21 protein-coding genes are annotated in these 26,379 nt (G+C 58.8%); 13 read left to right on the top strand and 8 right to left on the bottom strand.

What is annotated here, in order from left to right; genetic code table 11:
• Positions 1-410: 410 nt before the first annotated feature.
• The 6 genes from E1J53_RS16230 to E1J53_RS16205 all read left to right on the top strand — a co-directional run bounded on the left by E1J53_RS16230 (position 411) and on the right by E1J53_RS16205 (position 6,855).
• Positions 411-2,246, top strand: coding sequence for an alpha-amylase family glycosyl hydrolase (locus tag E1J53_RS16230; protein WP_134273536.1), 1,836 nt, complete (start codon positions 411-413; stop codon positions 2,244-2,246).
• 20 nt (positions 2,247-2,266) lie between these two features.
• Positions 2,267-3,436 carry a hypothetical protein gene (locus tag E1J53_RS16225; RefSeq protein ID WP_134273537.1) on the top strand — a complete coding sequence of 390 codons (1,170 nt, stop codon included), beginning with the start codon at positions 2,267-2,269 and terminating at the stop codon, positions 3,434-3,436.
• 318 nt (positions 3,437-3,754) lie between these two features.
• On the top strand, positions 3,755-4,528 hold the full coding sequence (locus E1J53_RS16220; RefSeq protein ID WP_134273538.1) for a hypothetical protein: 774 nt from the start codon (positions 3,755-3,757) through the stop codon (positions 4,526-4,528).
• Positions 4,529-4,572: 44 nt separating this feature from the next.
• Positions 4,573-5,253 (top strand): hypothetical protein, encoded by a 681-nt coding sequence (locus E1J53_RS16215; protein WP_134273539.1) that lies wholly within the window; start codon positions 4,573-4,575, stop codon positions 5,251-5,253.
• 179 nt (positions 5,254-5,432) lie between these two features.
• Positions 5,433-6,185, top strand: a complete 753-nt coding sequence (locus tag E1J53_RS16210; protein WP_173021525.1) for a sensor histidine kinase — start codon at positions 5,433-5,435, stop codon at positions 6,183-6,185.
• A 13-nt stretch (positions 6,186-6,198) separates the two neighbouring features.
• Positions 6,199-6,855, top strand: a complete 657-nt coding sequence (locus E1J53_RS16205; protein WP_134273541.1) for a response regulator transcription factor — start codon at positions 6,199-6,201, stop codon at positions 6,853-6,855.
• Between the two features lie 88 nt (positions 6,856-6,943).
• On the opposite strand, the gene recR is transcribed toward E1J53_RS16205, so the two are convergent.
• Positions 6,944-7,543: a recombination mediator RecR gene (gene recR, locus E1J53_RS16200; protein WP_134273542.1), complete on the bottom strand. Its 600-nt coding sequence runs from the start codon at positions 7,541-7,543 to the stop codon at positions 6,944-6,946.
• A gap of 130 nt (positions 7,544-7,673) precedes the next feature.
• Here recR and E1J53_RS16195 point away from each other — a divergent pair, with 130 nt between their 5' ends.
• The 4 genes from E1J53_RS16195 to E1J53_RS16180 all read left to right on the top strand — a co-directional run bounded on the left by E1J53_RS16195 (position 7,674) and on the right by E1J53_RS16180 (position 12,560).
• Positions 7,674-8,996, top strand: a complete 1,323-nt coding sequence (locus E1J53_RS16195; protein WP_134273543.1) for a pyruvate dehydrogenase complex dihydrolipoamide acetyltransferase — start codon at positions 7,674-7,676, stop codon at positions 8,994-8,996.
• Positions 8,997-9,175: 179 nt separating this feature from the next.
• Entirely contained in the window at positions 9,176-9,913 is a 738-nt protein-coding gene (locus E1J53_RS16190) for a DUF1080 domain-containing protein (RefSeq protein ID WP_134273544.1), read from the top strand.
• A gap of 20 nt (positions 9,914-9,933) precedes the next feature.
• On the top strand, positions 9,934-11,055 hold the full coding sequence (locus E1J53_RS16185; RefSeq protein WP_134273545.1) for a glycerate kinase: 1,122 nt from the start codon (positions 9,934-9,936) through the stop codon (positions 11,053-11,055).
• Between the two features lie 41 nt (positions 11,056-11,096).
• Complete coding sequence (locus E1J53_RS16180) at positions 11,097-12,560, top strand: DASS family sodium-coupled anion symporter (RefSeq protein WP_134273546.1); 1,464 nt, start codon at positions 11,097-11,099, stop codon at positions 12,558-12,560.
• A 190-nt stretch (positions 12,561-12,750) separates the two neighbouring features.
• On the opposite strand, the gene E1J53_RS16175 is transcribed toward E1J53_RS16180, so the two are convergent.
• From E1J53_RS16175 to E1J53_RS16155, 5 genes are all read right to left on the bottom strand, one after another.
• Complete coding sequence (locus tag E1J53_RS16175; protein WP_134273547.1) at positions 12,751-13,425, bottom strand: hypothetical protein; 675 nt, start codon at positions 13,423-13,425, stop codon at positions 12,751-12,753.
• 182 nt (positions 13,426-13,607) lie between these two features.
• Positions 13,608-15,698 (bottom strand): YCF48-related protein, encoded by a 2,091-nt coding sequence (locus E1J53_RS24545; protein WP_134273548.1) that lies wholly within the window; start codon positions 15,696-15,698, stop codon positions 13,608-13,610.
• Between the two features lie 216 nt (positions 15,699-15,914).
• Entirely contained in the window at positions 15,915-17,993 is a 2,079-nt protein-coding gene (locus tag E1J53_RS16165) for a YCF48-related protein (protein WP_134273549.1), read from the bottom strand.
• Between the two features lie 228 nt (positions 17,994-18,221).
• Entirely contained in the window at positions 18,222-19,538 is a 1,317-nt protein-coding gene (locus tag E1J53_RS16160) for an Ig-like domain-containing protein (protein WP_134273550.1), read from the bottom strand.
• A 409-nt stretch (positions 19,539-19,947) separates the two neighbouring features.
• Positions 19,948-20,196, bottom strand: coding sequence for a hypothetical protein (locus E1J53_RS16155; protein ID WP_134273551.1), 249 nt, complete (start codon positions 20,194-20,196; stop codon positions 19,948-19,950).
• An 84-nt stretch (positions 20,197-20,280) separates the two neighbouring features.
• Between E1J53_RS16155 and E1J53_RS16150 the strand changes: the two genes are divergently transcribed.
• On the top strand, positions 20,281-21,564 hold the full coding sequence (locus tag E1J53_RS16150; protein WP_154640221.1) for an iron chelate uptake ABC transporter family permease subunit: 1,284 nt from the start codon (positions 20,281-20,283) through the stop codon (positions 21,562-21,564).
• 64 nt (positions 21,565-21,628) lie between these two features.
• On the top strand, positions 21,629-22,591 hold the full coding sequence (locus E1J53_RS16145; protein ID WP_134273553.1) for a RimK family alpha-L-glutamate ligase: 963 nt from the start codon (positions 21,629-21,631) through the stop codon (positions 22,589-22,591).
• Positions 22,592-22,839: 248 nt separating this feature from the next.
• Here E1J53_RS16145 and E1J53_RS16140 read toward each other — a convergent pair whose 3' ends face one another.
• The gene (locus E1J53_RS16140) at positions 22,840-23,418 is read right to left on the bottom strand and encodes a YdeI family protein (protein ID WP_134273554.1); all 579 of its coding nucleotides are present in this window, start codon (positions 23,416-23,418) and stop codon (positions 22,840-22,842) included.
• 57 nt (positions 23,419-23,475) lie between these two features.
• Positions 23,476-25,290, bottom strand: coding sequence for a sulfatase-like hydrolase/transferase (locus tag E1J53_RS16135; RefSeq protein WP_173021524.1), 1,815 nt, complete (start codon positions 25,288-25,290; stop codon positions 23,476-23,478).
• 138 nt (positions 25,291-25,428) lie between these two features.
• Between E1J53_RS16135 and E1J53_RS16130 the strand changes: the two genes are divergently transcribed.
• Positions 25,429-26,070: a hypothetical protein gene (locus E1J53_RS16130; protein WP_134273556.1), complete on the top strand. Its 642-nt coding sequence runs from the start codon at positions 25,429-25,431 to the stop codon at positions 26,068-26,070.
• The last annotated feature ends 309 nt before the right edge of the window (positions 26,071-26,379 follow it).

The raw sequence follows: 26,379 nt of genomic DNA, 5'->3' as shown, positions 1-26,379 counted from the left end.
GCCCCCGGAAAAGGCTTGCTCCGCAAGCCGGTCGCAAAACTGAGGAGAAGGCTAAGGCTAAGACTAAGAAGGAGTCCCCCGGAAAAGGCTTGCTCCGCAAGCCGGTCGTAAAACTGAGGAGAAGGCTAAGACTAAGAAGGAGCCCCCCGGAAAAGACTTGCTCCGCAAGCCGGTCGTAATGGTTTTGCTTTCCAGTTCTCCGTTCCCCGCGTCAACTGCCGGGTACCCCGGCTGCTCAAGCGAACTACCCTGCACCTGCGCTCCGTCGCCCGCTAATGGCATCGACGCCCCCGAAAGCCGAGGAACTCTGAATGGACGCCCAAAATGTTGTACCCGCCTCCATGATCTCTCGCCGCTCCGGCCAAGTGAGGGGACTTCCGTAGCTTTGGAGCCTACCCGTCGATACCAAAATGAATGATCCAAGATTTCTTGCTCTACTGCTGGTGCTACTCTTTTCCGCCTGTAGTGGAAATGCCCCCGAAGACGAAGCCATGGATACCTTAATTACGGACAACGTCTTGCGCGAACCCGACAAGCTGGAAAAGATTGCGGTGTATCAGGTATTCACCCGTCTGTTCGGAAACCAGAATACGTCGAACGTTGTCTACGGAACGGCGGAACAAAATGGCGTCGGCAAATTTGCGGACTTTACCCCACGGGCCCTGGAGGCCCTGCGCGATATGGGCTACACTCACGTGTGGTATACCGGCGTACTGGAGCACGCCGTCGTTCGCGATTACCGGGAATACGGTATCCGATTGGATGACGCCGACGTCGTCAAGGGGCGGGCGGGCTCTCCCTACGCCATCAAGGATTACTACGACGTCAATCCCGATCTGGCCGTTGACGTGGACCGCCGGCTAGAAGAGTTTGACGAACTGGTGGAGCGGACCCACGCGGCGGATATGAAGGTGATCATCGACTTTGTCCCCAACCACGTTGCCCGCGACTATTATTCGGACAAGAAGCCGGCGGGAGTGGTGGATCTGGGGGCAGAAGACGACACCTCCGTGCGGTTCTCCCCCAACAATAACTTCTACTATCTGCCCGGGGAGTCCTTCCGGGTTCCCGAAGGGTACGTCCCCCTCGGCGACTATTCCTTCCCGACCAAGGACGGAAGCTTCGCGGAAAATCCGGCCAAGGTTTCTGGCAACAACGCCATGACCCCGCAGCCTAGCGTAAACGACTGGTTTGAGACCGTCAAGCTGAATTATGGCCTGGACCTGGATAATGACGAGGCCAAGCACTTTGAGCCCATTCCCCGAACCTGGCACCAAATGTTGGAAATCCTCACCTACTGGGCCGAACGCGGGGTGGATGGGTTTCGCTGTGACTTTGTGCAGTTTACGCCTTACGAATTTTGGGGCTGGGCCATCCCTCAGGTAAAGGCCGTCAATCCGGACATCATTTTTCTGGCGGAGATCTACGTGCCGGAATGGTACGATGATTACCTCACGCAGGGAAAATTTGATTACCTGTACGATAAGGTGCAGCTATACGATACGCTGCGCCACCTGATGACGGGCTCGGGCAGTACGGATAACCTTCCCGGAGTGTGGAAGGCCCTCGAGGGGCAGAACAAGCACCTGCTCCGATTCCTGGAGAACCACGACGAACAACGCATCGCCTCCCGCTTCTTTTCCGGAGACCCGCGCTACGCCATCCCGGCCATGGCCGTCAGCGCGCTTTGGTATACCGGTCCGGTCATGGTCTACTTTGGCCAGGAAGACGGGGAGCCCGCCCTCGGGGCGAGTGGCTTCGGCGGGGATGACGGCCGAACGACGATGTTCGACTACTGGAGCGTGCCCGAACACCTCAAGTGGGTAAACGGTGGTGCTTTCGACGGAGGTGGCCTGAGTGAAGAGCAGCGGCAACTCCGTGCCTTCTACCGGACGCTCCTGCGTCTGTCCACGGAACTGCCCTCCGTGGCCCGGGGAGACTTTCTGGATTTACATCCCTACAACCGGGCGGTGAACAGTGCGGGATATACCGATAAGCAGTATGCTTTTCTCCGGTACACCGAGGGAGAGGTCGTCCTGGTGGTGACCAACTTTGCCGACGATGCTCCTCAGTCGCTGGAGCTGGCCGTACCGCCCAGTGCCCTGGAGGTCGTGGGATTGGATCCGGCCAAACCATATACGTTTACGGATTTACTGGGGGACGCTGCCGACGCCAATTTAGTGGAGGGAACGGTTTCCCTGACGCTTGCTCCGCTTTCCGCCCACGTCTTTCGTTTTACTCCCTAAAGGGTATCCCGCCAACCGTTATGTCGATAACTGGAATTCTTCCTCCACTACTTTTCTGCCTTTTATTTGCCATACCTACCTGGTGGTTGTGGCGCATCGGCCGACGGCCATGGGCCTTCGTTCCCGGAGCGATCGGTTTACTGCTGGTGTTTTTCACCCTTACGGTGTTTTTCCAGGACCGCCTTCGGGTGCAACAGGACCGGGCAATTGTCCAGCTTTTGGAGGAACTGAACCGGGAGGACCTCTTTGAGCTCAACGACTTAGCGGAAGTGGAGGACCGCCTGTTCCTGGCCAGTTCCGCGAGCCAGGCCCTGTACCGTGCCCGCACCCAACTCCCCGAGCGGGCGCCGGCCATTGACAGCACCCTGGGGGTGCTGGCTTCCTGGGTAGCCGACCGGGACAACCTCCGACAGTGGGGCCGGGGCGTCAACCGTGACCGGGAGGTGTTTTTCCTGGCTCACGCCGGCATCACCCTGGGCCATTATCAATTGGCTACCGGGAACGACTCCTACGGTGAGTCCTTCCGCCTCGTCGGGGAACACATCGGTAAACGACTACAGCGGGGGCGGTACAAGCATCTGGGGAGCCGGGCCGGTGAGGACTTTTTCCGCCCCGCCGACAACGCCGCGGCCACCTACGCCCTCCGCCTGTACGACCAATACGCCGGCACCGACTACTCCCGGGCCACCCTGGCCGACTGGACTTCCTACATTCGCGATGAACTGCATTACCAGGAATCCCGCTTGCCCTGTGCGGCCTTCAGTTCTACCAACCGATGTCGCCTGGAACCCACGGCTACGGCTACGGGACTGTACATCTGCTACCGGGCCGCGGCTATCCCCGAAGAAACCCAGACCGACATTCCCTGGCAAGAGTGGAAGCACTACTTCAAACAGGGTAGTGGCAGCCCCTTCTCGGTGGGGGTGAGGCCCAATATGCGCGACGGTGAAACGGCCCGCTTCTGCGACCTGGGCGCCATGCCCCTGGCCTGTAACCAGTACGAAAATGAAATCGGACTCTGGGCCGCCGCCGAATACGGAGGCTGGTATACCTACTTCCGGATGTTTTCCGTCCGGGTACTACAGGACTGGTTCGGCCGGGAGGCCGACCTGGGCACCCTGCGGCCCGTCCGGAGGATACCCTATCTCACCGAACTTAGTCTGAGCGCCCTGGGGATGGGTCATCCCTAGTATTTTCCCTCGGGTAGATTCCGCAAATCGTTGGGGGGCAATTTTTTCTTGCCTGGTGACCTTCCCACCCTGCTTTAGCGTGGGCGTGGGGGTAAATCCCCGAATGAATAGGTAGAAATACCTGCTTAGCGGTGATGTATTTGGATTAAGGGGAGGGAAATCACTTGTTTGTGGTCAAATGCTACTTCACTCTGGGAAAGATGAAGCTTTCCTACGGATGAAGTAGTGTATGGGTCCAGAATTAATCACCTGAAAACAAGCATTTAAACCTCGAATGCGGTAGTTTGGCACCACCGTTACGGATTCAACACAAAAGGAATGAAGAAGAAAAAAAAGAAGGAGTTGTCGCTTGACTCCAATGACTTCAAGGGTTTCTCAAAACGCTGGCAGCGCTGTCGCTCGGAAGACTTGCCGGGCCTGTTCTACGCCTACGACCAAGCAGAGAACCAAACCGAACGTATCGTTAGCTTTTTCCTGGACCACAAGCAGGTTAAGGAACTCAAGCGCCGGACAAAATCTCTGAAGGGTACGCCCTACTACCTGGTATATCTGGGTCTGGAAAAGGGATACGACGGGGAGTTTGCTCCCGAAGATCCCCACTTCAAACCCATCTTACAGGTCCGGGACCAGGATTCCGATCAGTATACCAACGGCTTCTTACTCCAATGGGACGCTGACCCTTCCTTTCCCACCAATCCGAACGAGTCCATCGAGAGCGGGCCAGACGCCATCTCCGGAGCGGCGGCCTTCCTGTTTGCTCACCACTGGCTGGAAACGAGACACGAGGACCTGGGCGTACCGTTTGAGTCCAATGCCTACATGCTGGGGCGGCGGGTGAAGGCCTACCGGTTCTCCAACCAGGAGAGCCAGGAGATCACCAAGTCCATCGCGAATTTTGGGGACAACCCCGTCCGGGTCTACGTTCACCTGGGGCGCGGTATCAGCGTCAGCACCCACCCCTTCAGCTTCCGTCCGGTGCTGCAGGTAAAGCCTGACGTGGGGGATGATCCCCGCAAGAAACGCTTGGCGGACGAGGACGACGATACGAGTTACTACGACTTCAGCCAACCCATTCCTCCGCAAAACCCCTAACGCTTGTGCTCCCCGGGCACAAGTCAACCCTAGATGGCCAGCTTATGGAACCCTGGATGGACTGGTTTAGAAATGCTTCCTCTTACTCCGTCATTATCCCGTTCCTGCTGGGGTGGTTCACCTTCCGTCGGCACGACTGGAGTCAGCGCATGGTGTTTTATCTGGTGGCGCTGTCTTTGGTAACCGAGTTGGTGCTGGTTATCTATCGGTTAATCATTGAACAGTTGGAGATCACCGGGAACAACCTGCCCCTGCTGCATCTCTTTACCTGGGCGCAAACCGTCTTGCTGTTGCTGGCCTACCGCTCGGTGTTTCGGGAGGCGGGGAAGTTGAGCTGGTTGAAGTGGATTCTGGGGGGATTCACTGGGCTGGTGATCATCAATGCGCTCTTCATTGATGGGGTATTTAACTTCAATACCACGGTGAGAACCACCCAGAGTGTACTGATGCTCAGCGTGATATTTTACTACTTCTATCAGTTGCTCCAAAAGCTGCAGATAGATCGGCTTGAACGCGAGCCGCTGTTCTGGATCAGTGCGGTGTTGACCATCTATTTTTCCGGCAACTTCATCGTATTTCTGATGACGGACGTGCTCAAAAATGACGCCCTGACATTTTGGTCAGTGTACTCCGTTCATTCCATTCTCAACATCATCGTGAATCTGGTCTACGGCGTCGCATTCTGGGTCCGGTCAGGAAAAAAACTCCAAGCCAATGTCGGATAGATTACTTACTTTGTCACTAGTATTGGAATCAGGAACGGGCTTACCTTTTCCCGAGTTACTCGAGATAGCACCTCTTCCCCCATTTGCGAATTGGCCGTGGTGAATATTGCCTTAGCATTATGGGAGAGATTGAGAACATAGCGTTTCCACTGACCACCGTATTGGGCAGTATCATTGGCATGCTTTTACTAGCGGTTGCCCTGGTCGTCTTTTTTGTGGTGTATCAGCGAAGGCTCCTGGCCCAACATCGGCAGATGCAGCAGGAGGAAATCCGCCACCAGCAGGCCTTGCTGGCGGCTGCGGTGGACGTGCAGGAAGCCGAGCGCCGGCGCATTGCCCGTGACCTTCACGACGATATCGGCAGCCTCCTCACCGCCGCGCGATTGTATCTGCGGCAGATGAAGGCGGGGGGTGATGCCGGGAGAAACGAAGAGATCCGACAGGAATCACTGAATATTCTTGATGAAATCATCCAGAATACCCGCCGGATAACCCACGATTTGTTACCGGCTGAATTGGAAAAATTCGGCTTCATCGCGGCCGCAGAGGATCTCTGTGACCGACTCAATAATAGCGGAGGAGTTTCCGTCGACTTCACCGCCACGGTGAACAAACGGCTGCCCGAGCAAAAGGAAATTGCCCTCTATCGGGTACTGCAGGAACTACTAAACAATACCATCAAACACGCGGAGGCGAAGCGGATCGAAGTCCACGCTGATTGGCTGCGGGACCGGTTCCGGTTTGCCTATCAGGACAACGGCAGAGGGTTTGAAATGCCCGAGCGTGGAACCTCCACGGGAGGACTAGGACTGAAAAACATTGAAAGCAGAATCTCTCTGGTGGGGGGCTCGGTAGACTACCGTGCCGCTCCGGGCCAGGGCGTTTCCGTGAATATTGATTTACCGATTACTCAGGAAAGCACTTCGAACTAAATAGAACCCAAGTATGAGCCTTAAAAATGTAAGAATTGCCATCGTTGATGATCAGAAGCTGTTCCGTGGAGGACTGAAAATGATCCTCTCGGGAGTAGCTGACTTCCGGGTTGTTTTTGAAGCTGGCAACGGCAAACAATTCTTTGACCGCCTGGCCTTTGAGCCGGTGGATATCGTCATCCTTGACGTGGAAATGCCCGTTATGGACGGCATTTCTACGCTCCAGCAAATTCGGAAATCTCACCCGGACGTCAAAGTCATCATGCTGACCATGCACGAGAGTGAGCGCCTGATCAATCACCTGATGCAACAGGGGGCCAACGGATTTCTCCTCAAGGATGAAGACCCCGAAGTTGTGATCCAGGCCGTACGCCGGGTTGCTCAGGATGGGGTGTATTTCCGAGACTACGTTTCCCAGGCGTTGCTAAAAAGTAACCGGGCGCGCAACGGTCAGGGGGGCACGCGAACCATGCTCAAAGCCCGCCTGAGTGACCGGGAACTGGAGGTGCTCACCCTGATTTGCCAGGAATATACCAGTAAGGAAATTGCCGATCAGCTGTACATCAGTGTCCGTACGGTGGAGGGGCACCGCCGAAGCCTGCAGGAAAAAACGGGCTCACGCAATCTGGCGGGACTCGTGCTCTACGCCGTCAACAACGGCATTGTCTAGGGGCTCGGGACGAATTATCTGGGCGCTGCGCGCAGGTGCCAAGCAACCCTGGTATTCAGCCGGGATGCCGGGAAACGAAACCTCGTCTTTACAGGCGGGTTCTGGCCACAATGCTCCGGCCCAGGGTAACCTCATCGGCGTATTCCAGCTCACCGCCAAAGGATACGCCGCGCGCAATGTTGCTGACGGATACGTCCACGTCCTGCAGTTGGCGATTGATGTAGAAGATGGTGGTGTCGCCCTCAATGGTGGGACTGATGGCCATGATGATCTCCTGCACGTCCGGATGCTTGGCTCTTTCCAGTAGGGTATCGATGTTGAGGTCCGCCGGGCCGATGCCCTCGATGGGGGCAATGACGCCTCCGAGCACGTGGTAGCGCCCCCGGTATTGTTGGGTATCCTCGATGGCCATGACGTCCCGGATGGATTCCACGACGCAGATCAGGCTCGGATCCCGCCGCTCGTCCCGGCAGATGGTGCAAATGTGTTGATCGCTCAGGTTGCCGCACACCGTACAGTGCTGAATGTTCTCCCGCATGGTGGCAATTGCCCGGGCGAAGGCCACACTGTCTACGGTGGGTTGCTGGACTAAATGGAGGACTAAACGGAGCGCGGTTTTCTTGCCAATTCCGGGTAATCCGGCAAAAGCATTCACGGCATCCTCGATGAGCTTGGAAGAGAATTGCATAACGGCTAAAACAATGGTCGGGGCATACTGTTTCCCTAGCGTCTTGTAATTACGATAAATTGGTGGCAAATTTGCCGCCCCAAATCACCCAAGAATTTGCGGCGGCTGCCGCACACCCAAAAATACAATTATGGCCGAGGTAATTCGCATGCCCCGCATGAGCGACACGATGGAAGAGGGAAATATTGTTGACTGGCTCGTTGAAGAAGGCGATGCCGTCGAACCCGGCCAGACGCTTGCGGAGGTGGAAACGGATAAGGCGACCATGGAGCTGGACTCCTACTTTGAGGGCGTCCTGCTGCATATTGCCGTGAAGGAAGGCGCAGTACCCATTGACGGGATAATTGCCGTCATCGGAGAGGAAGGTGAAGACTGGAAGGCCGCCCTGGCCGCGGCCGAAGGTGGCAGCAATGGTGCCGCCGCTGCGGAAGAAGCCCCCGCCGCCGAGACCGCTTCCGAACCCGCCAAAGCCTCCGAGGCCGCGGCACCTGCCCCGGCACCTGCCGCCGCTGCTCCGGCTACGGACGATCGGGTAAAGGCCAGTCCGCTGGCCCGCGCGATGGCCAAAGAAGCCGGTCTTGACCTGAGCTCCATCAGCGGAAGCGGAGAAGGTGGCCGCATCATTAAGCGCGACGTCGAACAGGCCAGTACCGCTGCTCCTCAGCCTGCGGCCCCGGCACCTGCGGCCACGCCAGCTCCGGCCCCCGCCGCTGCCCCCGCGGAAGCTCCCGCAGCCCCCAACGTGCCGGCCTTTGCCTTCAACGCCGGTGAGGCGAATTACGAGGATACGCCCGTCAGCCAGATGCGGAAGGTGATCGCCCGTCGCCTCGGAGAATCGAAATTCTCGGCTCCCCACTTCTACGTTACCGTGGAAATTGCCATGGACAAAGTCTGGGAATTCCGTAAGCGCCTCAACGAAGTGGCTCCCGTGAAGATCAGCTTTAATGACCTCGTGGTCAAGGCCTGTGCGGTTAACCTGCCCAAGCACCCCGCCATCAACTCCAGCTGGATGGAGGATAAAATCCGGGCCAACAAAGACGTCAACATCGGCGTGGCGGTAGCCATTCCGGACGGGTTGCTCGTTCCCGTGATCCGTTATGCGAACATGAAATCCCTCAGCCAGATCAACACCGAGGTGAAGGAACTGGCCGGACGGGCGAAGAACAAAAAACTCAGCCCCGAGGAGATGAGCGGTAATACGTTCACCATCTCCAACCTCGGCATGTTTGGGGTCGAAGAATTTACGGCCATCATCAATCCGCCCGACGCCTGCATCCTGGCCGTGGGCGGCATCCAGGACAAAGCCGTGATCCGCGACGGACAGGTGGTTCCCGGTAAAACGATGAAGGTGACCCTGAGTAGCGACCACCGTGTCGTTGATGGTGCCAGCGCCGCCGCCTTCCTCAACGACGTGAAGGCCACGCTGGAAGACCCCATCCGTCTGATGGTGTAATTCCCCGACGGGAAAAGAATTGTTACTGGTGATCGGGCGAGCTGGACTCGCCCGATCCTGTTTGTGGTGCTGTCCTTCCCGCTTCGGTAAGGATATGGCTTCCTATTTTCCGTCTTGACCCCGTGCTTTTTAAGTAAAATGCCCATCAGTTTTCTACCTTAGGCCGTAAATTTTGCCACATGATCAAGTATTGCTATTCCCTTATTCTTCTCTTTTTTGCCGCTGGCCTTCAGGGGCAGATCACGGACCCCAAGGCTACCGAATACTATACGCCCGTCCCCCCGAAGGTTCAGGCCGGGGAGCACGTGAATACTCCCCCCAGTGATGCCATCATTCTGCTCGGCGAAGACGCTGATCCGGCCGAATGGGTGAGTGCCAACGGTGGTGGTCCCGTGGAGTGGACCCGGGAGGGTAATACGCTGACGGTCAAGCCCGGTGCGGGAGCCATCAAAACCCGCCGGGTATTCGGCTCCGTACAGTTGCACATTGAGTGGCGCAGCCCCAACGAACCCGATAAGGAAGGACAGGGACGCGGTAACAGTGGGGTTTTCCTACAGGAACGGTACGAGGTTCAGGTGCTGGAAAGTCACGGCAGTGATACCTATACCAACGGGCAGGCGGGCTCCCTCTATAAGCAAAGTCCACCGCTGGTTAACGCAACCCGTCCGATGGGAGAATGGAACAGCTACGACATCATCTTTAATGCTCCGGTCTTCGATACAAACGGCATGGTCGTTCGGCCGGCCTACGTTACGGTACTGCACAATGGCGTGCTGGTACAGAACCATTTTGAGCTCAAAGGCCCCACCGAATATATCGGCTTGCCCCACTACCGGGCGCACGATGATGGGAGCATCGTGCTGCAGGATCATTCCAATAAGGTTTCCTACCGAAACATCTGGATCCGGGAACTCTAGGGCCCACAAAGAATTCCGCCATGAAGGTGGTCATCGCTCCGGATAAGTTTAAGGGTAGCCTGAGCGGCCGGGAGGTCGCCCGCGCCATCGGGCGCGGGGTGCGACGGGTGTACCCCGATGCGGAAATCATCGAGCAGCCTCTTGCCGACGGAGGCGATGGCTCCCTGAGCCTGTTAAAAGATTTGCTGGGATTGCAGCGCCGACGGGTAACCGTTACCGGGCCGTTGCGCACGCCCGTCGAGGCCCATTATTTGCTGGGAGACGGGATGGCCTTTATCGAAATCGCGGAGGCCTGTGGACTGGTGCAGGTCCCGGAGGAACTCCGGAACCCCCGAAACACCACGACCATCGGGGTGGGCATGCTCATTGAGGATGCGCTGGCCCGGGGTGTCCGCCAGGTCCATCTTTTTCTGGGCGGAAGCGCCACCAACGACGGAGGTGCCGGGATGGCCGCCGCGGTCGGTTACCGGTTTTTCGGGGATAAGGAGCACGACTTCGTGCCCATGGGAGATTCGCTGGAATGGATCGTGCGGATCGACCAGAAGGACGTAAACCCCCTGGTCCGGGAGGTGGAATTTACCGCCGTTTGTGACGTGGATAACCCACTTTTGGGTCCCGAAGGCGCTACCTATACCTACGCTCCCCAGAAGGGGGCAAGTCCTGAGGATCTTCCGGAACTGGAGCGGAACATGCGGCATTTCGCCAGTCGGATCAACCACTGGTTGGACGTTGCGGTGGCCGATTTACCCGGGGCCGGGGCGGCCGGCGGACTGGGGGCCGGCATCGTGGCTTTTCTGGGTGGTCGGTTGGTGCCGGGCATTGACCTGATGATGGACTTGCTGGGGCTGGAAGAGCAGCTTCGGGGTGCGGATCTGGTCATTACCGGAGAGGGCCGCATTGATCATCAGACGGTACGCGGTAAGGTGATAAGCGGCGTTACCCGACGGGCCCGCACGGCGGGGGTAGAGCGGGTGATTGCGCTGGGAGGGGGCAGCTCCCTGACGGAGTCGGAGCGCCAGGAACTGGGGCTGGACCGCGTGGCCGCCCTCCTGGAGATGCCGGGCGTAGATCTCCGGCGGGCCATGCAGGAGACGAGCCAATTGCTCGAAGAGCTTACCGTCAACACGCTTCGCGGGGAATAACTTACCTTCCGGAGGTTTTTACTCCGAGAGAATTCCCCCGAATGGACACCAAACGTATCGGCCTGGTCCTGGGCCCCCTGCTCTTTGCCCTGATTCTCGCCTTCGTTCGACCGGAAGGCCTGCCGGCCGCCGGTACCGCCGTTCTGGCCGTTACGGCCTGGATGGCCGTCTGGTGGATTACCGAAGCTATTCCCATTGCCGTTACGGCGCTGCTGCCCATCGTTTTGTTCCCCCTGACGGGGGCCATGGAAACGGCGGAGGCCACGGCTCCCTACGGACACTACCTGGTCTTTCTGTTCTTGGGGGGCTTCATCATTGCCATGTCCATCGAGAAGTGGAACCTTCACCGCCGCATTGCGCTTGGGGTGATTTACCTCATTGGCTCCAACCTGCGGTTGATCATTCTCGGGGCCATGCTGGCAACGGCACTTTTGTCGATGTGGATTTCCAATACGGCCACCTCCGTGATGATGCTGCCCATTGCCATGGCCATTGCGGCTCAGTTGAAGGATGACCCCAACACCGAAGAAAACGAGAACGCCATTTTTGGCAAGGCCCTGATGCTGGCCGTCGCCTACAGCGCCTCCATTGGCGGGATGGCCAGCCTGATCGGTACCCCCGTCAATATGGTTTTCGTCGGACAACTTGAAACCGTGTACGGCGTGGACATCGGGTTCATGGAATGGTTCAAGTTGGGGTTCCCCATTTCTCTGGTCCTGTTATTCATTTGTTGGGTATACCTGACCCGGGTGGCCTTCAAGTTTCGGTCAACGGGCTTTTCTGGTGGTCGTCAGGAAATCCGCCGATTACAGCGAGAGTTGGGGCCCATTACCACCGAAGAGATCAAGGTGCTCGTCGTTTTCGTGCTGACGGCCCTGGGGTGGATCTTCCGGAAATCCATCCTGGCCCCCCTCATTCCGGGAATTAGCGATACGGTCATCGGTATGACCGGTGCTTTTGCCCTGTTTCTGTTACCGGGCAAGGATAATGGGAGCCCCTTGCTGAGTTGGAAGGAAGCGGTCAAGCTGCCCTGGGGAATCGTACTCCTGTTGGGGGGAGGCTTTGCGCTGGCGGCGGGTTTTGCCGCCAGTGGACTGGCGGACTACATCGCCGCTTCCCTCACGGTGCCCGACGGGGTAGGGCTTTTCGTGGTAACGCTGGTGGTCGTTGCCGCGGTAAACTTCATGACCGAAGTGACCAGTAACGTGGCTACCACCTCCATGCTGATGCCCGTGCTGGCCGCCGCGGCTATCCCCCTGGGGATTCATCCCTACACCCTGATGGTGCCCGCCACGCTGGCCGCCACCTGTGCCTTTATGCTGCCGGTAGCTACGCCCCCCAATGCCGTCGTTTTCGGTTCGGGGTACCTGACCATTCCGGATATGGTGCGGGCCGGGTTACGGCTGAACCTGATCTCTATCCTCATCATCGCCCTCGTGGGGTATTTCATCTTACCCTTGCTCTGGAATTTTCAGCCGGGCGTCTTGCCGGGGTGGGTCGAATAGTGGAGGCGCAATAGCCGCGGCGAGCCTAGCGAGGTCGAAAAGGGCAACGGCCCCGAAGATTTCGGGGACCGGCGTCAGGTTTGGCCGATTGGCCGAGGGCCCCAATTGCACACCAGGGTAACCGGAGCACCAGCATGGGTTGTACGCATCTACTCATCATCAAACGGTAAAACCCTCCCGTTGCCATTGTTTATTCCGGGTCTTCGATCAGTACGAAACTTCGTACGAAGCGGTCTACCTGGCCCCCAAATTCGCTGGAGGTAGCGGAAATGGATGCCTTCAGGGTGAATTCATTGTAGAGGAGGTAGCCATCCAGGTCGAGGATGGTTGGAACGCAGCTTACGGTCTTCAAATCCTGAAAAGTAAGGTCGCCGATGCTGTAGGCGGGCACCATCGCTACGTAGTCTCCGGTAAACTTCTCGGCTCCGTCAAAGAACACACAATCCTTCTGGCTGAGGGTGGCCGTGGGGGGAGCATCAAGGCGGATGCTGTCGGAGCCGTAAAAGAAAAACAGTTCCGTGGCCCGGCGATCCTCCGCGCTGATGAGCAGATTGCCGGGGCGTCTTTCGGCGGTGAACACTACGGGGTCGGCGTTGCCAAAAGTTTCGGTAAATTCAATTTCCGTGTCGCTGACCCCCGTTACCGTTAACCGAAGTTCCGGCCGGTCATTGGGAAGTGCTTCCCCGCACGAATAACTGATGGTCTGGTAGGCGTTCACCTGGCCGACTTCGGGGTCCTGGAAGTTGATCAGTCCTTCAGTAGGTGGGGTGGGCGTAGGGGTGACGATCGCTTGATCGTCGTCGCAGCCCGTCATAATGAGGAGGCTGGCCCCTAAGAGCAGGGGTAGGAACAGGTTCTTGGTCATAATCCGGAAAGATGGTCTGCCGGAGTAGACGGGGGGAAATGACCGGACGTTGGCCGCCGGGAGAAAAAATCCGGAAAACAAACACCCCCGCTGATAATGGCTATCAGCAGGGGCGTAAAATCACTCAAAATAGTTTGTAGTGACCAGCGTCAATGGGGTCCTGGGTGGACAGTGGAGGCTACTTAGCGTACCACCAATCTGCCGGTGTGTCTTTCTCCTTCGGTACCGACCCACGACAGGAGATACAGTCCGGGATTAAGGTTCAACAGGTCCACGCGGAAGCGCTCCGTTCCGGCGGGTACGTTAAGTTGTTGAACCTGGCGGCCGTCGGCAGAGAAGATGGACAGCCGGGTAGTTACGGACTGTACGGGCAGCTCCAGGGTCGTCTGGCCCGCGGCGGGGTTGGGGTAGACCTTCAGTCGTTTCGCGGTTACGAAATTGTTCCGAACCGGAACGAGACGGTCGATGTCGTGCTTACGAATGTGTCCGCCATCTCCTCCGGTGAAGAAGAACTTTCCGTCGGGGGTCAAACCGCCGCCGCGCAGGGCGGCGCAGCTGTAGTCCAGTACCTCAAAGGTTTGTCCGCCGTCGGTAGACCGCCGGAAGGTGCCGTTATTGCCGCTCTCGTAGCGGGCGGCGTAGATGGCCGTTCCGTCGGGAGAAACCCGGTAGTTGCTGCCCCCGGCATCCCGATTCATCGTCCAGGTTTGCCCACCGTCGGTGGTGCGGTACTGGGTGGTGGAGGTAGCCACGTAGCCCTCGTCGGCGGAGGTGAAATAGAGGGAGGTAATGTCCGAGGAGCTGGTACTGGGTTTGGTCAGGTCCGTCCAGGTCAAGCCACCGTCCAGGGTCCGGCTCATCTGCCCCTGGAGTCCGCCGGCAAAGCCGACCTGATCGCTGATGAAGGCCATGGAGGCGGCCGCAAAGGTGGATGCCCCATTGGTGAGGGTCCAGGATTCACCTTCATCGTCGGAATAGGCCCCGGTTTCGAAGCCGTGGAGGTAAAGCCTTCCACTCGGTAGCCTTTCCATCTGGGTGTAGTTCTGGCGGTTGTTCGAGGGGTCTACCTCGAGGGTAGAGAACGTATTACCTCCGTCGCGGCTGATGCGGGGATCGGCGTTGGAATACAGAATAACGAAGGTGTCATCGGAGAGGAAGAAAATGTCTGATGCACGGGGAATACCGCCCACGTCATCGAGTTCCTCCCAGGTGTCTCCGCCGTCCCGGGTGATGACGGAAAATCCGGTGAAACCTACGGCTACTCCCAGCTCGTTCGTGCCAAATTCGATGTTGGTGACGCTACCACGATTGCCGCCAAAGGTGGTCTCCCAGTCCGTAAAGCCTGCCGGAGAATAAAAGACTTCACCCGCATCACTGGGGATGAAAAACTCGTCGCCCCGACGGTGGTAATTGTAGAAGCCGGGGCGCGTTCCCTGGGGAGTTGGGAAGTCTCCCCGCGTCCAGGTCGCGCCGCCATCCATGCTCGTCCACAGGTCGTTGACCAGCGCCAGGCAAACCAGGTGGGTTTCGGAGAAAGATTCCAGGTAGAGCGCCGCCCGGGGACCGTCGGTTACTTCCAGGTCGGTCCAGGTCACGCCGCCATCGGTCGTTCTCCAGAAACTGCGGCTGCTGCCCTCCTGGAACCACCCGTTGTCGGCGTCCCGGAAGTACATCGTACGAACACTTCCTCCCGGTAGGGTAAACCCGGTGGTGGACCAGGTAAGTCCGGCATCAGTGGTTTTCCTCAGGGCCTGTTCGTTATCCATGTAGTACCCGGTATTATTGTCCCCAAAGGCCATTTCATTGCCTTGCAGTACGTCTAGCGGGATGACCGTCCAACTGCTTCCTCCGTCGGTGGTGCGGAGGTATTGATCCCTCTGTCCGTCGCCAATGATGGTACCGCCGGCCAGCTGATGGAAGTAATCTACCATGTAGTCGTCGCCGCTACCAACCAGGGAAAAACTACCGTTGCTTTGTCGCTTGAAGATGGCGCCCTCTCCACCAATGACGGCCTGACTGCAGTCATCATTGGGACAGGTGACGGCGTAGAAATCGTATTCGCCCTCCAGGGCGGGCAGGACGGTCCAGCTTACCCCGGCATCCTGCGTTTGCGCCACCACGCCACAGGTGCCGACGGCGTACCCGAAGTCGTTGCCGTCAACGTAAACGTCCTGGAATTTGGTGTCGAAGTTTTTGGGATAGACGACGCCGTCCAGCTGGGCCAGCAGCAAGAAGGGCGTAAGGAGGAATACGGGAAGGATTATTCGTTTCATAATGAGTGATTTTAGAGCGAAGCGATTAGTGAGGTGTTGTTCATACCAAAAGTCTTCCTTTATCACTCACGCAACCTCCCCCTTATCAAGGATTCAAAAAAACTACCGGAATTCATAGAGAAGGCCATTTCTAACGGAAGAGAGCTCTCCGACGGGGAAGGGCACCTGGGCGCTTCCCTTCGCCGGAGAGCTCTGCGTCATGCGGGAGAACTGGCCTTACTGCCGTACGATCCTTGCCGACCGCACCGATCCGTTGTCGCCGGACCACCGCACCAGGTACATACCCTTCGGTAGCAGACCTACGTCCATCCGGTGAACCGGCTGGCCGGGCGCCACCCGATCTTCCTGGACCAACCTTCCGTCGGCGGAGAATACACTCACCGTAGCGGCCCGGGTTCCGGGCGGGACTTCGAGGGTAAGCAAGGTGCTTACAGGATTGGGAAAGACACGCAGGGGCTCCGCAACCGTCCGTTCCCGGACGGGGTTAACCACGTCGATGTCTACCTTGACGATGATGCCCCCGTCGCCGATGCCGTAGAAAAACTTACCGCTTGGCGTCAGCGTGCCTCCCCGGAAGGGGGCACATACGTAGGCGATTTCTTCCCAACTCTGGCCCTGATCGTAGCTCCGGTTGACGGTGCCGTTATTTCCCGTGGAGAAGGAGGCCACGTAAATCCCACCGTCGTCGGCGTTCAGCCGGAAATCGTAGCCCCCCGGACTGGCGCCCGTGTCCCAGGTGTCCCCTCCGTCGGTGGTGAGGTATACCCGACTACCGGTGGAAGTCATGCCATTGTTGGCGTCGAAAAAGTACAGACTCTCCAGGGGCTGGGTGGTCGGCAGGGTGATTTCCTGCCAGCTGAGTCCACCATCACGGGTGCGGTAAATGAACCGCGTACCCGCAACCCAGCCGTTGTTATCGTCGGCGAAGAACATGGCATCCGGGGTGCGGGGCAGGGAGACCGGAACGCTGGTGTAGGTGGTGCCATCGTCGGTATACAGGGCATTCTCCTGCCCCAGAAGGTATTGCCGCCCTCCGGGTAAGCGCTGGTAGTGGAAAACCTGCTGGTCTTCGCTGGGGACGGAAGCGGGGAGCCAGTCGGTGAAAGTAGCTCCCCCGTCGGTGGTCACCTGTGGGGAGAGGCCATTGGAGAAGAAGACGACCTCGTTTTCACTGAAGACTTCAATGTTGTAGTAAATGCCCGAACTATTGGGTCGGACTTCAATGGGGATCCAGCTGTCACCACCATCTTCGGTTTTCAGGGCCCGGCCGAAATTTCCGGCCGCATAACCCACCTCGTCGTTCGCAAAGGCAATGGCGAGCAGGCGGGCGTCGCGCTCTCCCGGAATTTGGGAGACAAAGTCTTCAAAGCCACTTGCGGAGTAATACACGGCCGAAATGGCGCCCAGGATCCAGACGTTATCTCCCCGCTTATGGTATTTGCCCCGTATCCCGGTGGCAATTTCTCCGGAAGCGGGCCGTACCCAGGTGGCGCCTGCATCAGCACTCAGGTAGGTGGTGTTGAAGCCGGTGGCCACCCCGATGGTGTCGGGGGAAAAGGCGATGAAGTAATCCGCGGTTCTGACGTTGACGTCCGGGGTGACGGTGGTGAAGGTCTGGCCGCCGTCCAGGCTGCGACTGATGTCGTAAGCTGCATCCATGAAAAAGATGACGTCGTCGTCAAAGGTGAAAATTTTGCGGAAGGTGGTGTCGTGGGTGTAACCGGTTTCCTGCCAGGAAACGCCCTGGTCTTTGGTGTTGTAGATTTTCTGGTCATCTCCGAGGAAGTAGCCATTGGCGGCCGTGGGGAAAGACATATCGTCCCGCAAGTTAACGGGCAGGGTCAGGGCACTCCAACTCTGGCCACCGTCGGTGGACCGGTAGTATTCATCCTGACCGAGGTCCGCGATCACCACCTGGTCGGTGAGCCAGTGAATATTCTCTACGCCAAAGGGCGTGCCAAATTCCTGGGTGACGGTCCAGTTGCCGTTCCCCTGGCGGAGGGCCAGGTAGCCGGTTCCCCCGACCACCACTCCGGCGGCACAGCCGGCGGGGGAGCACCCCACGGCACCGTAGTTATCGTCCGTCAGCGGACCGTCGATCAGGGACCAGTTGGCCCCATCGTCTTCGGTGTACACGATGGCCCCGCAGGTGCCGACGGCGTAGCCGGTTCCGGCGTCATCGACATAGATGTCCTGAAATTGGGTAATGAAATCGATCGGATCCTGAACGGTGATGCGTTGTCCGAAAAGACCTGCTCCGAGCAAGCTGAAGAATAGGGGTAAAAGAACGCGCATAGTCTTGGGTTTTCCTAAGGGACGACCCGGGCGAGAAAATTCCACAAGGCAACGAAAGAAATTTGGGGCTTATGACTGGCGATGACGTAAATATCCTACCCGCTCACCTCTTGACTGCCGCGCCTTTCGGCTTAGCTAAGGGCGGCCTGAGGAGTAGCCTTTCCGCCGGAAAATCCGGCGCTACCAAAACCAAACGTTTCCCTGGTTTGGCGGACTAAACACCCACCATTAATCATCTCCCGCCCGCGTGGAAAACTCCACCAGGTAGGGCTGGAGGGGAATTCCGTCGGGACTGCGGTAGCCGGGTTCTAGGGTGAACTGGTAGTCGCGGCCCGGAGCCAACTGCACCTGATAGGTAACGCTCAGGGAGTCGGTGCCGAAGGAAATGGCCTCAATGACCGGAACGCCCTCCCGACCCAGCGGGCCGAAGCCGGTGGATCGGTAGCGGACGTCGAGTGGTTTGGAGACCTCCAGGGTGATGCTCGTCAGGCTGGGGTCCACGGCATTGGAGCCGTTGGCGAATTCCGAAATCGTAACCACTTTGGGTTGTCGGCTCCGGTAGTCGGCGGCCAGCTCGGCCAGGGGGCGGTCGAAGTAGCCGAGGTCGTCCACGAATCGTTCGACGGTGGCCGTATCCCGGTAATCCATCTCGATGAGGGTTTTGATGGCCGCCATCTTATCGTCGGCGCGCTCGTAGTACCGTTCGGCCAGGGTGAAGCCGACGTAGTAGCCCAGGTCACGCATCCCAAACTGGTTGTCGGTATTGTTGTACAGCCAGTTGTAGTTCAGAGGCGAGGCCACCTCGCGGGCCATCACGTCACGGATGCGGTTTTCGTTGGCCCGCCCGAAGGCGATGGCCGGCGTAGTCGACGCTTGGTCCAGCGCCACCGTGGCCACGAATTCGGGAACGCCCTCGTAGATACACTGACTGAGCAGATCGTACCCGCTTTTGGTGGGCTGCTGGGTGTGCACAAATTCGTGGACGTTCAGGAAAACGAGGTTCTCAATCGGGGAACTTTCCATGTAGGGCCGCAGGGCATCCATCCGCTCCGGCCACTCACTCAGGTCAACCTGCGGGCCGGCCATGGCCAGTTCGGAGCCGATCAGGACAATGCTGTCCAGGGTGGTGCCGTTGGTGCGAAAGCACCCGACGGTAAAGTAGAGGTCTGCGGGGACCAGGTGGGGGTAATGTTTGCCCAGTTTGGCGATACCCTCCTCAATGGCGGTGGCCATTTCCGGAGCCCGCAGCATATTTTCCCGCATTGAGGTCCAGAATTTCGGGTAGGCCAGGATCGATTGCCGGTATTCTTCGGGGGTGTAGTTCCGGACCCGCATGATGGCCTCCAGCCCCGGGGTGCCGGGGGTGAAGAATTCCCGCTGCAGAATGTCGGCCTGTTCGGCGCTGTCGGGGGTGGCGACCACCTGATCGTAGGCGGTCCAGAAGTGGGTGATGTCGTCGGAAACGAAACGTTGCTGGTTCGTAGAAGCTTCCTCGGTGCAGGCGAAAGCGAGCAGCAGAAGGGGGAAAAGGCTAAGGTATCTCATCGTGCTAGGCTATTCTGTGAATTAATCAATTGGCAATCAAACCCTTGAAATTTCTAGTAGCGGCAGGTAATTACCTGCCGCTACGGTGCTCCCCTCTGAACTGCCGCGATTCCGTGAGAATCGCTGATGAATTCTCACGGAACAGCCTACTTATCGTGCTATCGGGTGAAAAGTAAGTAAAGCGTGCGAATGATCATTTTGTGTATGGCCGGTGGCGGGTGCCGGGGTGGTGGGTGTGGCCGGGGGCGTGGGTTGGTGAGATTATATCCCGAATCTCGGGAATATCTTACCTGGCCCTAAGGTAAATCATTGCACCTGCGCACCGTCGCAATTAATTAAAGTCGACGATCCCGACGAGTTGCGGACCTCGGAACCGGCGCTCCGTTCTTCAAACTTTCCTTCATTACGCTTACTCCGACCCTTTCTCCCGTTCCCGGCGTACCTTCCAGCGCTGGTTGCGGCGCGCAACGTAGTCTTTGCTTCCACCGGCAAGGTATTCGACCAGGATGAAGGTGAGGGAGTAGGTGACGACGTTGCCCCAGAACTCGCCGTCCCAGTGAAAGCCGTCAAAGCTGCCCCAGGGAATGAATTGCAGTACGAGGGCGAAAATCACCCCCAGCACCAGACCCCCCACGATTTTTTCCCAATGTTTTTTCATGCTTTCTGCGAAACAAATGGCGGGCCCCTAGGGTTTGAGCATTAGTTTTTTGTAAAAATGTTAGATTAGTCTAACTTTGTGTCGATGTCGGAACTATTCTCCATCCTTTCGGAAGTCTGGGCCATTCGGGCCATCGTTGCCAGCAGCATGGTGGGCCTCATGTGTGGCGTACTGGGCTGCTTCATTGTTCTGCGTAATATGTCCCTGGTGGGGGATGCCCTGGCGCATGCCATCCTCCCCGGCGTAGTGGTGGCCTACATGCTCGTGGGCTACAGCGCGATGGCCTTCTTTACCGGAGCGGTCGTGGCCGGACTGGCCACCGCGGTCGGGATCACCTGGATCCAGCAGCGCGTGAAAACGAAGAACGACGCGGCGGTAGGCATCGTGTTCACCTCCATGTTCTCCCTGGGGGTGATCCTCATCAGCCGGATCAGCCGACAGGACGGCGTGCACCTGGATCTGAAAGACTTCCTCTTCGGCTACGCTCTGGGTGTTTCGGATACCGACTTACTGCTCACCGGTTTGGTGATGGTTTACGTGCTCGTGTCGGTGGTGGTCTTTTACCGCTACCTGTTCACCTCCACCTTTCAGTCGGTAGTGGCCGAAACGATGGGCATCAGTGTGCAGTTGCTGCACTATTTCCTGATGCTCCTCCTCAGCTTTGCGGTGGTGGCCAGCCTGCAGACGGTGGGCGTGATTCTGGTCGTGGCGATGTTGATCACGCCGGCGGCAACGGCGCTGCTGCTTTCCCAGCGATTGCAACGGGTGATCGTCCTGGCCGGCCTCATCGGCATGCTCTCGGCCATCCTCGGGATGGTCGTGGCGGTGTGGCTCAATACGCCTCCCGGACCGGCCATGGCCCTAGTGGCGACCTTCCTGTACCTGCTGACGGTCGTCTTCGCCCCGAAGCGCGGCATGATGGCGCGGGCCATTTACCGCCGCCAGCGGCGGCAACTCACCGAACGGGAAGACATTCTGAAGCGCATCTTCCGGCAGTCGCAGGGCGGGCAGCAGCCCCGTCCCGCTCTGATCCGGGAGCAACTCGACCTTAGCCTGGCGGCCTGGAACCGTCAACTGAGAACCCTGCGGAGCAAGGGCCTCGTCGTGGCCGAGGAGCTGAAACTCACCGATTCCGGCCAGCTGATGGCCCTCCGGCTGGTCCGTGCCCACCGGCTCTGGGAAACTTACCTCAACCAGGAGGCCGGCCTGAGTGCCGATCAGATTCACGAAGAAGCCGAACGCCTCGAACATTTGCTCACCGACGAAATGTTGGAACGGGTAGACCGGGAACTCGGCTATCCGACCCAGGACCCCCACGGCAGTCTGATTCCCCGCACGAGGGACAAAAAAGCCGGTCTGGAGCGATAGCGTTGGGTTCCCTACCTTTGTTGGCGTTCCGTCCGTTGGACCTTTGAGAAAAATTACCCATTCTATGAAAAAAATCGGCATTCTTTACGGTAGAGAGCGCTCCTTCCCCCCTGCGCTCATTGATCGCATCAACGCCATGGGCGTGGACGGCATTACCGCCGAGCCCGTGAAAATTGATAAGGTAGGTCAGGGGCTGAACCCCGGCTACGCGGTCATCATTGACCGCATCAGTCAGGACGTCCCCTTCTACCGGGCCATGCTCAAGAATGCCGCCGCTACCGGAACCGCGGTGATCAACAACCCCTTCTGGTGGAGTGCCGACGAGAAGTTCTTCAACAACGTCCTCTCCGTAGGCCCCGCCGGTGTTCCGGTACCCAAAACGGTGCTGCTGCCCAGCCACCAACTCCCCGACGACACCTCGGACGAGAGCTTCACCAACCTGGCCCATCCGCTGGACTGGCAAAGCATGTTCAACTACATCGGCTGGCCGGCCTTCATGAAGCCCCACGCGGGTGGCGGCTGGAAGAGCGTCTACAAGTTGCACAATCCGGACGAGCTCTGGAAAGCCCACGCCGAAACCGGTCAGCTGGTGATGATGCTCCAGGAGGCCATTGACTTCACCGCCTACTTCCGCTGCTACTGCATCGGCCGTAAGTACGTGAAGATCATGCACTACGAGCCCCGCAACGAATTCCTGGACCGCTACCGGTGCCACCACGACGTGAGTGACGAACTCCTGGCCACCATCCACGACTACGTCCTGCGGCTCAACAACTGGCTGGGCTACGACTTCAATACCGTGGAATTTGCCATCCGGGACGGCGTCCCCTACGCCATCGACTTCTGTAACCCCGCCCCCGACGCCGATAAATTCAGCGTAGGCGAGGAGAACTTCGAATGGGTGATCGAGCACGCCGCCAAGTACGCCATCGAGCGCGCCCAGGCGCAGGAACCCGGTAAGGACAATCTCACCTGGGGAGAATACATCCGCAAAGCCGTGGACGGCTCCTACGTGTTTGGGAAGTAAGTAAGACCGCAATTTTTGATCAGGGCTTTGGCCGAAACGCAAGGCGCGAACGGGTAGTTCGTCGGCCGGCGGTTTGCGATTTCCCACTCGCACAGGCTTGCCAGTGACGTCCGCGATTTCTAGAGAATCGACGTTTAGTGTAGTGGACAGGAAAAGTATCTGCGCCTACTAGATCAAGGTGACGGTTTCCGTACGCGATACCTCCGAGCAACTCGCTTCACTCGATGGCCAGGAGGAGCACTGGGTGACTAGCTCCCGGGAATTTTCTTGCCCTGCTGCGCCAGCATGGCGGCTTTTTCTATCCGGCGTTTTCGGGTAGCTTCCGTTTTGGCCAGCTTGATCCAGCGGAGAATGAAGCGCTGGGTGGAGGGGGCAAAGGCCGTGAAGGATTCCCGTGCGGGCGGCCGTTGGTCGAGCGCCTCCCCGAAATCTTCGGGGATGATGCGGGCATCCACGTCGTCCATAAAGCTCCACATACCATTCGTTTTGGAGCGCTCGATGGCCGCCAAACCGGAGGGATGCATCCGGTCTTCGGCGATGAGCTTCGCCGCACGGTCCTTGTAGGTTTTTGCCCAGTGCTGCGCCCGGCGGGGCGCGATGAGTTGCATGGTCTGCCGATCGTTGAGTTTGCGGCGGATGCCGTCGATCCAGCCGAAGCACAGCAGCTCGTCGAGCACTTCCTGGACGCTGACGTACTTGTCCAGCACCTGCTTCTTGTAGGTCACCAGCCACACACTTTCCTCCTGTGCGTGGTGCTCCCGCAGCCACGCCCGGAGTTCGTCGGCCGAGGCGACGACGACCTGCGCGAAGTTTTCGGTCTTGATCATGCCAGTCTTTTCCACTTAATCGGAAAAGACGGCAATGGTTCACCAAGTCCGGGTTGCTTAACGCATCAGCGTGAGTTCCTTGATCCACAAGCCAGGTTGGTCGGGACCGGAAATCGTCAGGGCCGTGGCACCGGCCTTGATGCGCAGGTCCTTGAGGGTGGCCGTGGCCCAGGAGCGGGGGTAGACTTCCTTGCGGGGTACCCGGTCGGCGACGGGCAGCTCCTCCGTCACGGCGGGTTGCAGGCGGAGGGTTCGGGCGTTGCCACTCGCATCGCTGAGCACCACGGTGCGGGCTTCGTCTCCGGCCAGGTGGTAGGCAATCTGTACGTCGAAGAGGACGTCCCGTGGGTTGCGGATGGGCCATAGGGCGCCGTCCTGTCCCAGGTCCACGAAAAAGTCGTTGGCCCACCCATTGGTTTCCCGAAAGCGGGTTTTGCCGCGGGGCTCGCCCTCGTGGGCGAGCAGCCGGATGGGGCCCGGTGCGGCCCCCAGGTCAATGGGCGGGGCTACGAGGTCGGGGCGGGCCACGGTAGCCGCAAAGGCGGCGTAGCGGTCGGCCATCTCCCGTCCGAGGCCGTCCCGTTGCCCGAAGAGGTTCTTTTGCTGCCCTTCGTCTTCGTGCAGGTCGTACAGCTCGTGCTCGTCGGCGCCGCGCCGGACGTACAGGTATTCCTGGTTACGCATCGAGCCGGGGTAGGGACTGAAGTTATAGCCCTGGAGGAAGGTGTAGATGTAGCGGTCGTCAAAGCCCGAGGGATCGCCTTCCAGCAGTGGGACCAGGCTTTTACCGTCCAGGTTTTTCGGTGTGCGGGCTCCCTGGCCCGCCAGGTCCAGCAGGGTAGGGAGGAGGTCGATGTGAGCCGCCGGTGTCTCCAGCAGCTTACCGTTGGCCGGGTGATCGCCCGGTAGGCGAATCCCGAAGGGGACCCGCACACCCCCCTCGTCGATCTGGCCCTTGCGGCCACGGAGGTTGCGGTTGTAGCGGTCGCCGTTGGGACCGTTGTCCGTGGAAAAGACGACCACCGTATTGTCGAGGACGCCCGCGGCCTCCAGGCTGTCCAGCAGCCGACCGAACTGGGCGTCGACGTTCTCGATCATGGCGTAAATCCCGGCATTGTAGTCGCTCAGGCCGCGTTGTTGGTACTTCCGCCAGAGACTGTCCGGCGCCTGCACGGGAGTGTGGGGTGCCTGGTAGGTCAGCATGCAGAAGAAGGGCTGCTCCGTTTCCCGGAGCATGAAGTGGGCGGCGGTGTCCGTCAGGATTTTGGTCAGGTCTCCGGAGAAGGGGACCAACTGGTCCCACTCATTTTGGAGCTCACCCCGGTAGTAATCGTTGAAGTGGCCGAGGGTGAAGCCGAGGAAATCGGAGAAGCCCTGTCCGGTCGGATGGTAGGGGAAGGTGGCGCCGTTGTGCCATTTTCCGAAGAGGCCCGTCCGGTAGCCCGCGTCCCGGAGGAGCTCGGCGACGGTCTGGATGGAGTCGCTCATGGTTTCCCTCCGCCGCGTGACGAAGATGGCCCCCGTACGCGGCGCGTACTGCCCACTCAGGAAGCTGGCCCGGGTGGGCGCGCAGACCGGACTGACGTAAAAGCGGTCGAAGCGGGCCGCAGAGCGCAGGAAGGCGTCCATGTTGGGGGTGTCGAGGCTGTCGTTACCGTGCAGCGAAAGGTCACCGTAGCCCTGGTCGTCCGTTAAAACGAACAGGATATTGGGGGGCGTAGTCGTAGTCGCGGCCGTGGTGCCGGGGGGAGTGGACTCCGTGGTGCAGGCCAGGGTGGCGAGGAAAAGGGCGAGCACCAAAAAACGGTAGGTAGACATCTTGGGAATACGGTTGAGAGAATTTACGCGGACAAGATCGGCACTTTTCTTCATCTTCGGAAGGGTAGGAGGGCGCCCGCGGGCCTGAACCGATTGGCGGGGGCTAATTGGGCAACGGCGTGCAGGTGCCGGCATTTTGGTCGGGCCGTGTTCCTGCGGCCAACCTTCGCCCCCCCAAAAGCTTTCTTTTTGATGATGCGCCTCACGTTAATCCTTTTGCTGTTGCTTCCCCTGGGCCTGCGGGCCCAGTCGTCCCTGCTGGACCGGGTGTCCCGGGACATCTGCGCCTGCATGCAGGGCGTCCGGTCGGCCGAAGCGGTGGAGAAGGCAGAGAGCTGCCTGGAATCCTCCACGGAGGACCTGCTGCCGGAAATCCTGGCCAAGTACGACCTCAACGTGTCGGTGCCCTCTGATCGCCGCCGCTTCGGTAACCTTCTGGTGGATCGCCTGGCCGAAGATTGCCCCATCCTCCTCACCCTTGAGCTGCCCTCGGACGAGAAGCAGCGTTGGTCCGACGGTAAGTCGGAAGATCATCCCCCCACCTTCCGTAGCAAAAAGGCACCGCCCCCGCCCCCGATGGAGGCTACCACGGGGGAAGTCCCCACGCGCTGGAAGTTCTCCGGCACGATTTCCGTCCGCCCGGTGGGCGGCGTGCTCCGCCTAAAGGACGAAAGCGGGGAGGAGGTCACCTTTGAAGTCCCCCGCGGCCTGCTCAAACCCTACCGGCTCCACGTTGGCGACCGGGTCGACGTCGAATACCGCCGCGAATGGCGGAAGGGGCCGCGGAAGATTGTGCTGGTGGTGACGGAGATTAGTGGGGTGGGAGGAGATTAAGGTTTTGAGACTCGTTGCCTTGAAATAAAGGTCAGATTGACCCTCAAAGGATCATCAAGGCGAACCCATGGTTCACCTCGATAAACACTTCGAGGTCAACTCCTTTGATGGCTTACTTACTTGAAGGGGGATACATCAAGCTTTTGAGATTCCTTGAGGGGCAGCGGAACCCCAACCTCAAGTGTAGCCTTCCCAAACTTTGGACAGTCTCAAATTAGACGTTTTCGGGGTGTTTGCTACCCGTAGACAGCTCCCCTTGGTCCGGGATGCGATCGTGCAAGGCCGCGCCGGCCCTTAAGGGCGGCGCGT

Source organism: Lewinella sp. W8, from assembly GCF_004375085.3.
In the GTDB taxonomy this organism is placed as follows: domain Bacteria; phylum Bacteroidota; class Bacteroidia; order Chitinophagales; family Saprospiraceae; genus Neolewinella.
This window is presented reverse-complemented; position numbering and strand designations above follow the sequence as displayed.

Excerpts from the sequence above, each read along its gene's own strand:
- E1J53_RS16180 (WP_134273546.1), top strand. The coding sequence starts at position 11,097 with ATGGACACCAAACGTATCGGCCTGGTCCTGGGCCCCCTGCTCTTTGCC.
- E1J53_RS16165 (WP_134273549.1), bottom strand. The coding sequence starts at position 17,993 with ATGCGCGTTCTTTTACCCCTATTCTTCAGCTTGCTCGGAGCAGGTCTT.
- E1J53_RS16205 (WP_134273541.1), top strand. The coding sequence starts at position 6,199 with ATGAGCCTTAAAAATGTAAGAATTGCCATCGTTGATGATCAGAAGCTG.
- E1J53_RS16220 (WP_134273538.1), top strand. The coding sequence starts at position 3,755 with ATGAAGAAGAAAAAAAAGAAGGAGTTGTCGCTTGACTCCAATGACTTC.
- E1J53_RS16150 (WP_154640221.1), top strand. The coding sequence starts at position 20,281 with ATGTCGGAACTATTCTCCATCCTTTCGGAAGTCTGGGCCATTCGGGCC.
- E1J53_RS24545 (WP_134273548.1), bottom strand. The coding sequence starts at position 15,698 with ATGAAACGAATAATCCTTCCCGTATTCCTCCTTACGCCCTTCTTGCTG.
- E1J53_RS16135 (WP_173021524.1), bottom strand. The coding sequence starts at position 25,290 with ATGAAGAAAAGTGCCGATCTTGTCCGCGTAAATTCTCTCAACCGTATT.
- E1J53_RS16215 (WP_134273539.1), top strand. The coding sequence starts at position 4,573 with ATGGAACCCTGGATGGACTGGTTTAGAAATGCTTCCTCTTACTCCGTC.
- E1J53_RS16160 (WP_134273550.1), bottom strand. The coding sequence starts at position 19,538 with ATGAGATACCTTAGCCTTTTCCCCCTTCTGCTGCTCGCTTTCGCCTGC.
- E1J53_RS16190 (WP_134273544.1), top strand. The coding sequence starts at position 9,176 with ATGATCAAGTATTGCTATTCCCTTATTCTTCTCTTTTTTGCCGCTGGC.
- recR (WP_134273542.1), bottom strand. The coding sequence starts at position 7,543 with ATGCAATTCTCTTCCAAGCTCATCGAGGATGCCGTGAATGCTTTTGCC.
- E1J53_RS16155 (WP_134273551.1), bottom strand. The coding sequence starts at position 20,196 with ATGAAAAAACATTGGGAAAAAATCGTGGGGGGTCTGGTGCTGGGGGTG.
- E1J53_RS16130 (WP_134273556.1), top strand. The coding sequence starts at position 25,429 with ATGATGCGCCTCACGTTAATCCTTTTGCTGTTGCTTCCCCTGGGCCTG.
- E1J53_RS16225 (WP_134273537.1), top strand. The coding sequence starts at position 2,267 with ATGTCGATAACTGGAATTCTTCCTCCACTACTTTTCTGCCTTTTATTT.
- E1J53_RS16175 (WP_134273547.1), bottom strand. The coding sequence starts at position 13,425 with ATGACCAAGAACCTGTTCCTACCCCTGCTCTTAGGGGCCAGCCTCCTC.
- E1J53_RS16210 (WP_173021525.1), top strand. The coding sequence starts at position 5,433 with ATGCTTTTACTAGCGGTTGCCCTGGTCGTCTTTTTTGTGGTGTATCAG.
- E1J53_RS16195 (WP_134273543.1), top strand. The coding sequence starts at position 7,674 with ATGGCCGAGGTAATTCGCATGCCCCGCATGAGCGACACGATGGAAGAG.
- E1J53_RS16185 (WP_134273545.1), top strand. The coding sequence starts at position 9,934 with ATGAAGGTGGTCATCGCTCCGGATAAGTTTAAGGGTAGCCTGAGCGGC.
- E1J53_RS16145 (WP_134273553.1), top strand. The coding sequence starts at position 21,629 with ATGAAAAAAATCGGCATTCTTTACGGTAGAGAGCGCTCCTTCCCCCCT.
- E1J53_RS16230 (WP_134273536.1), top strand. The coding sequence starts at position 411 with ATGAATGATCCAAGATTTCTTGCTCTACTGCTGGTGCTACTCTTTTCC.
- E1J53_RS16140 (WP_134273554.1), bottom strand. The coding sequence starts at position 23,418 with ATGATCAAGACCGAAAACTTCGCGCAGGTCGTCGTCGCCTCGGCCGAC.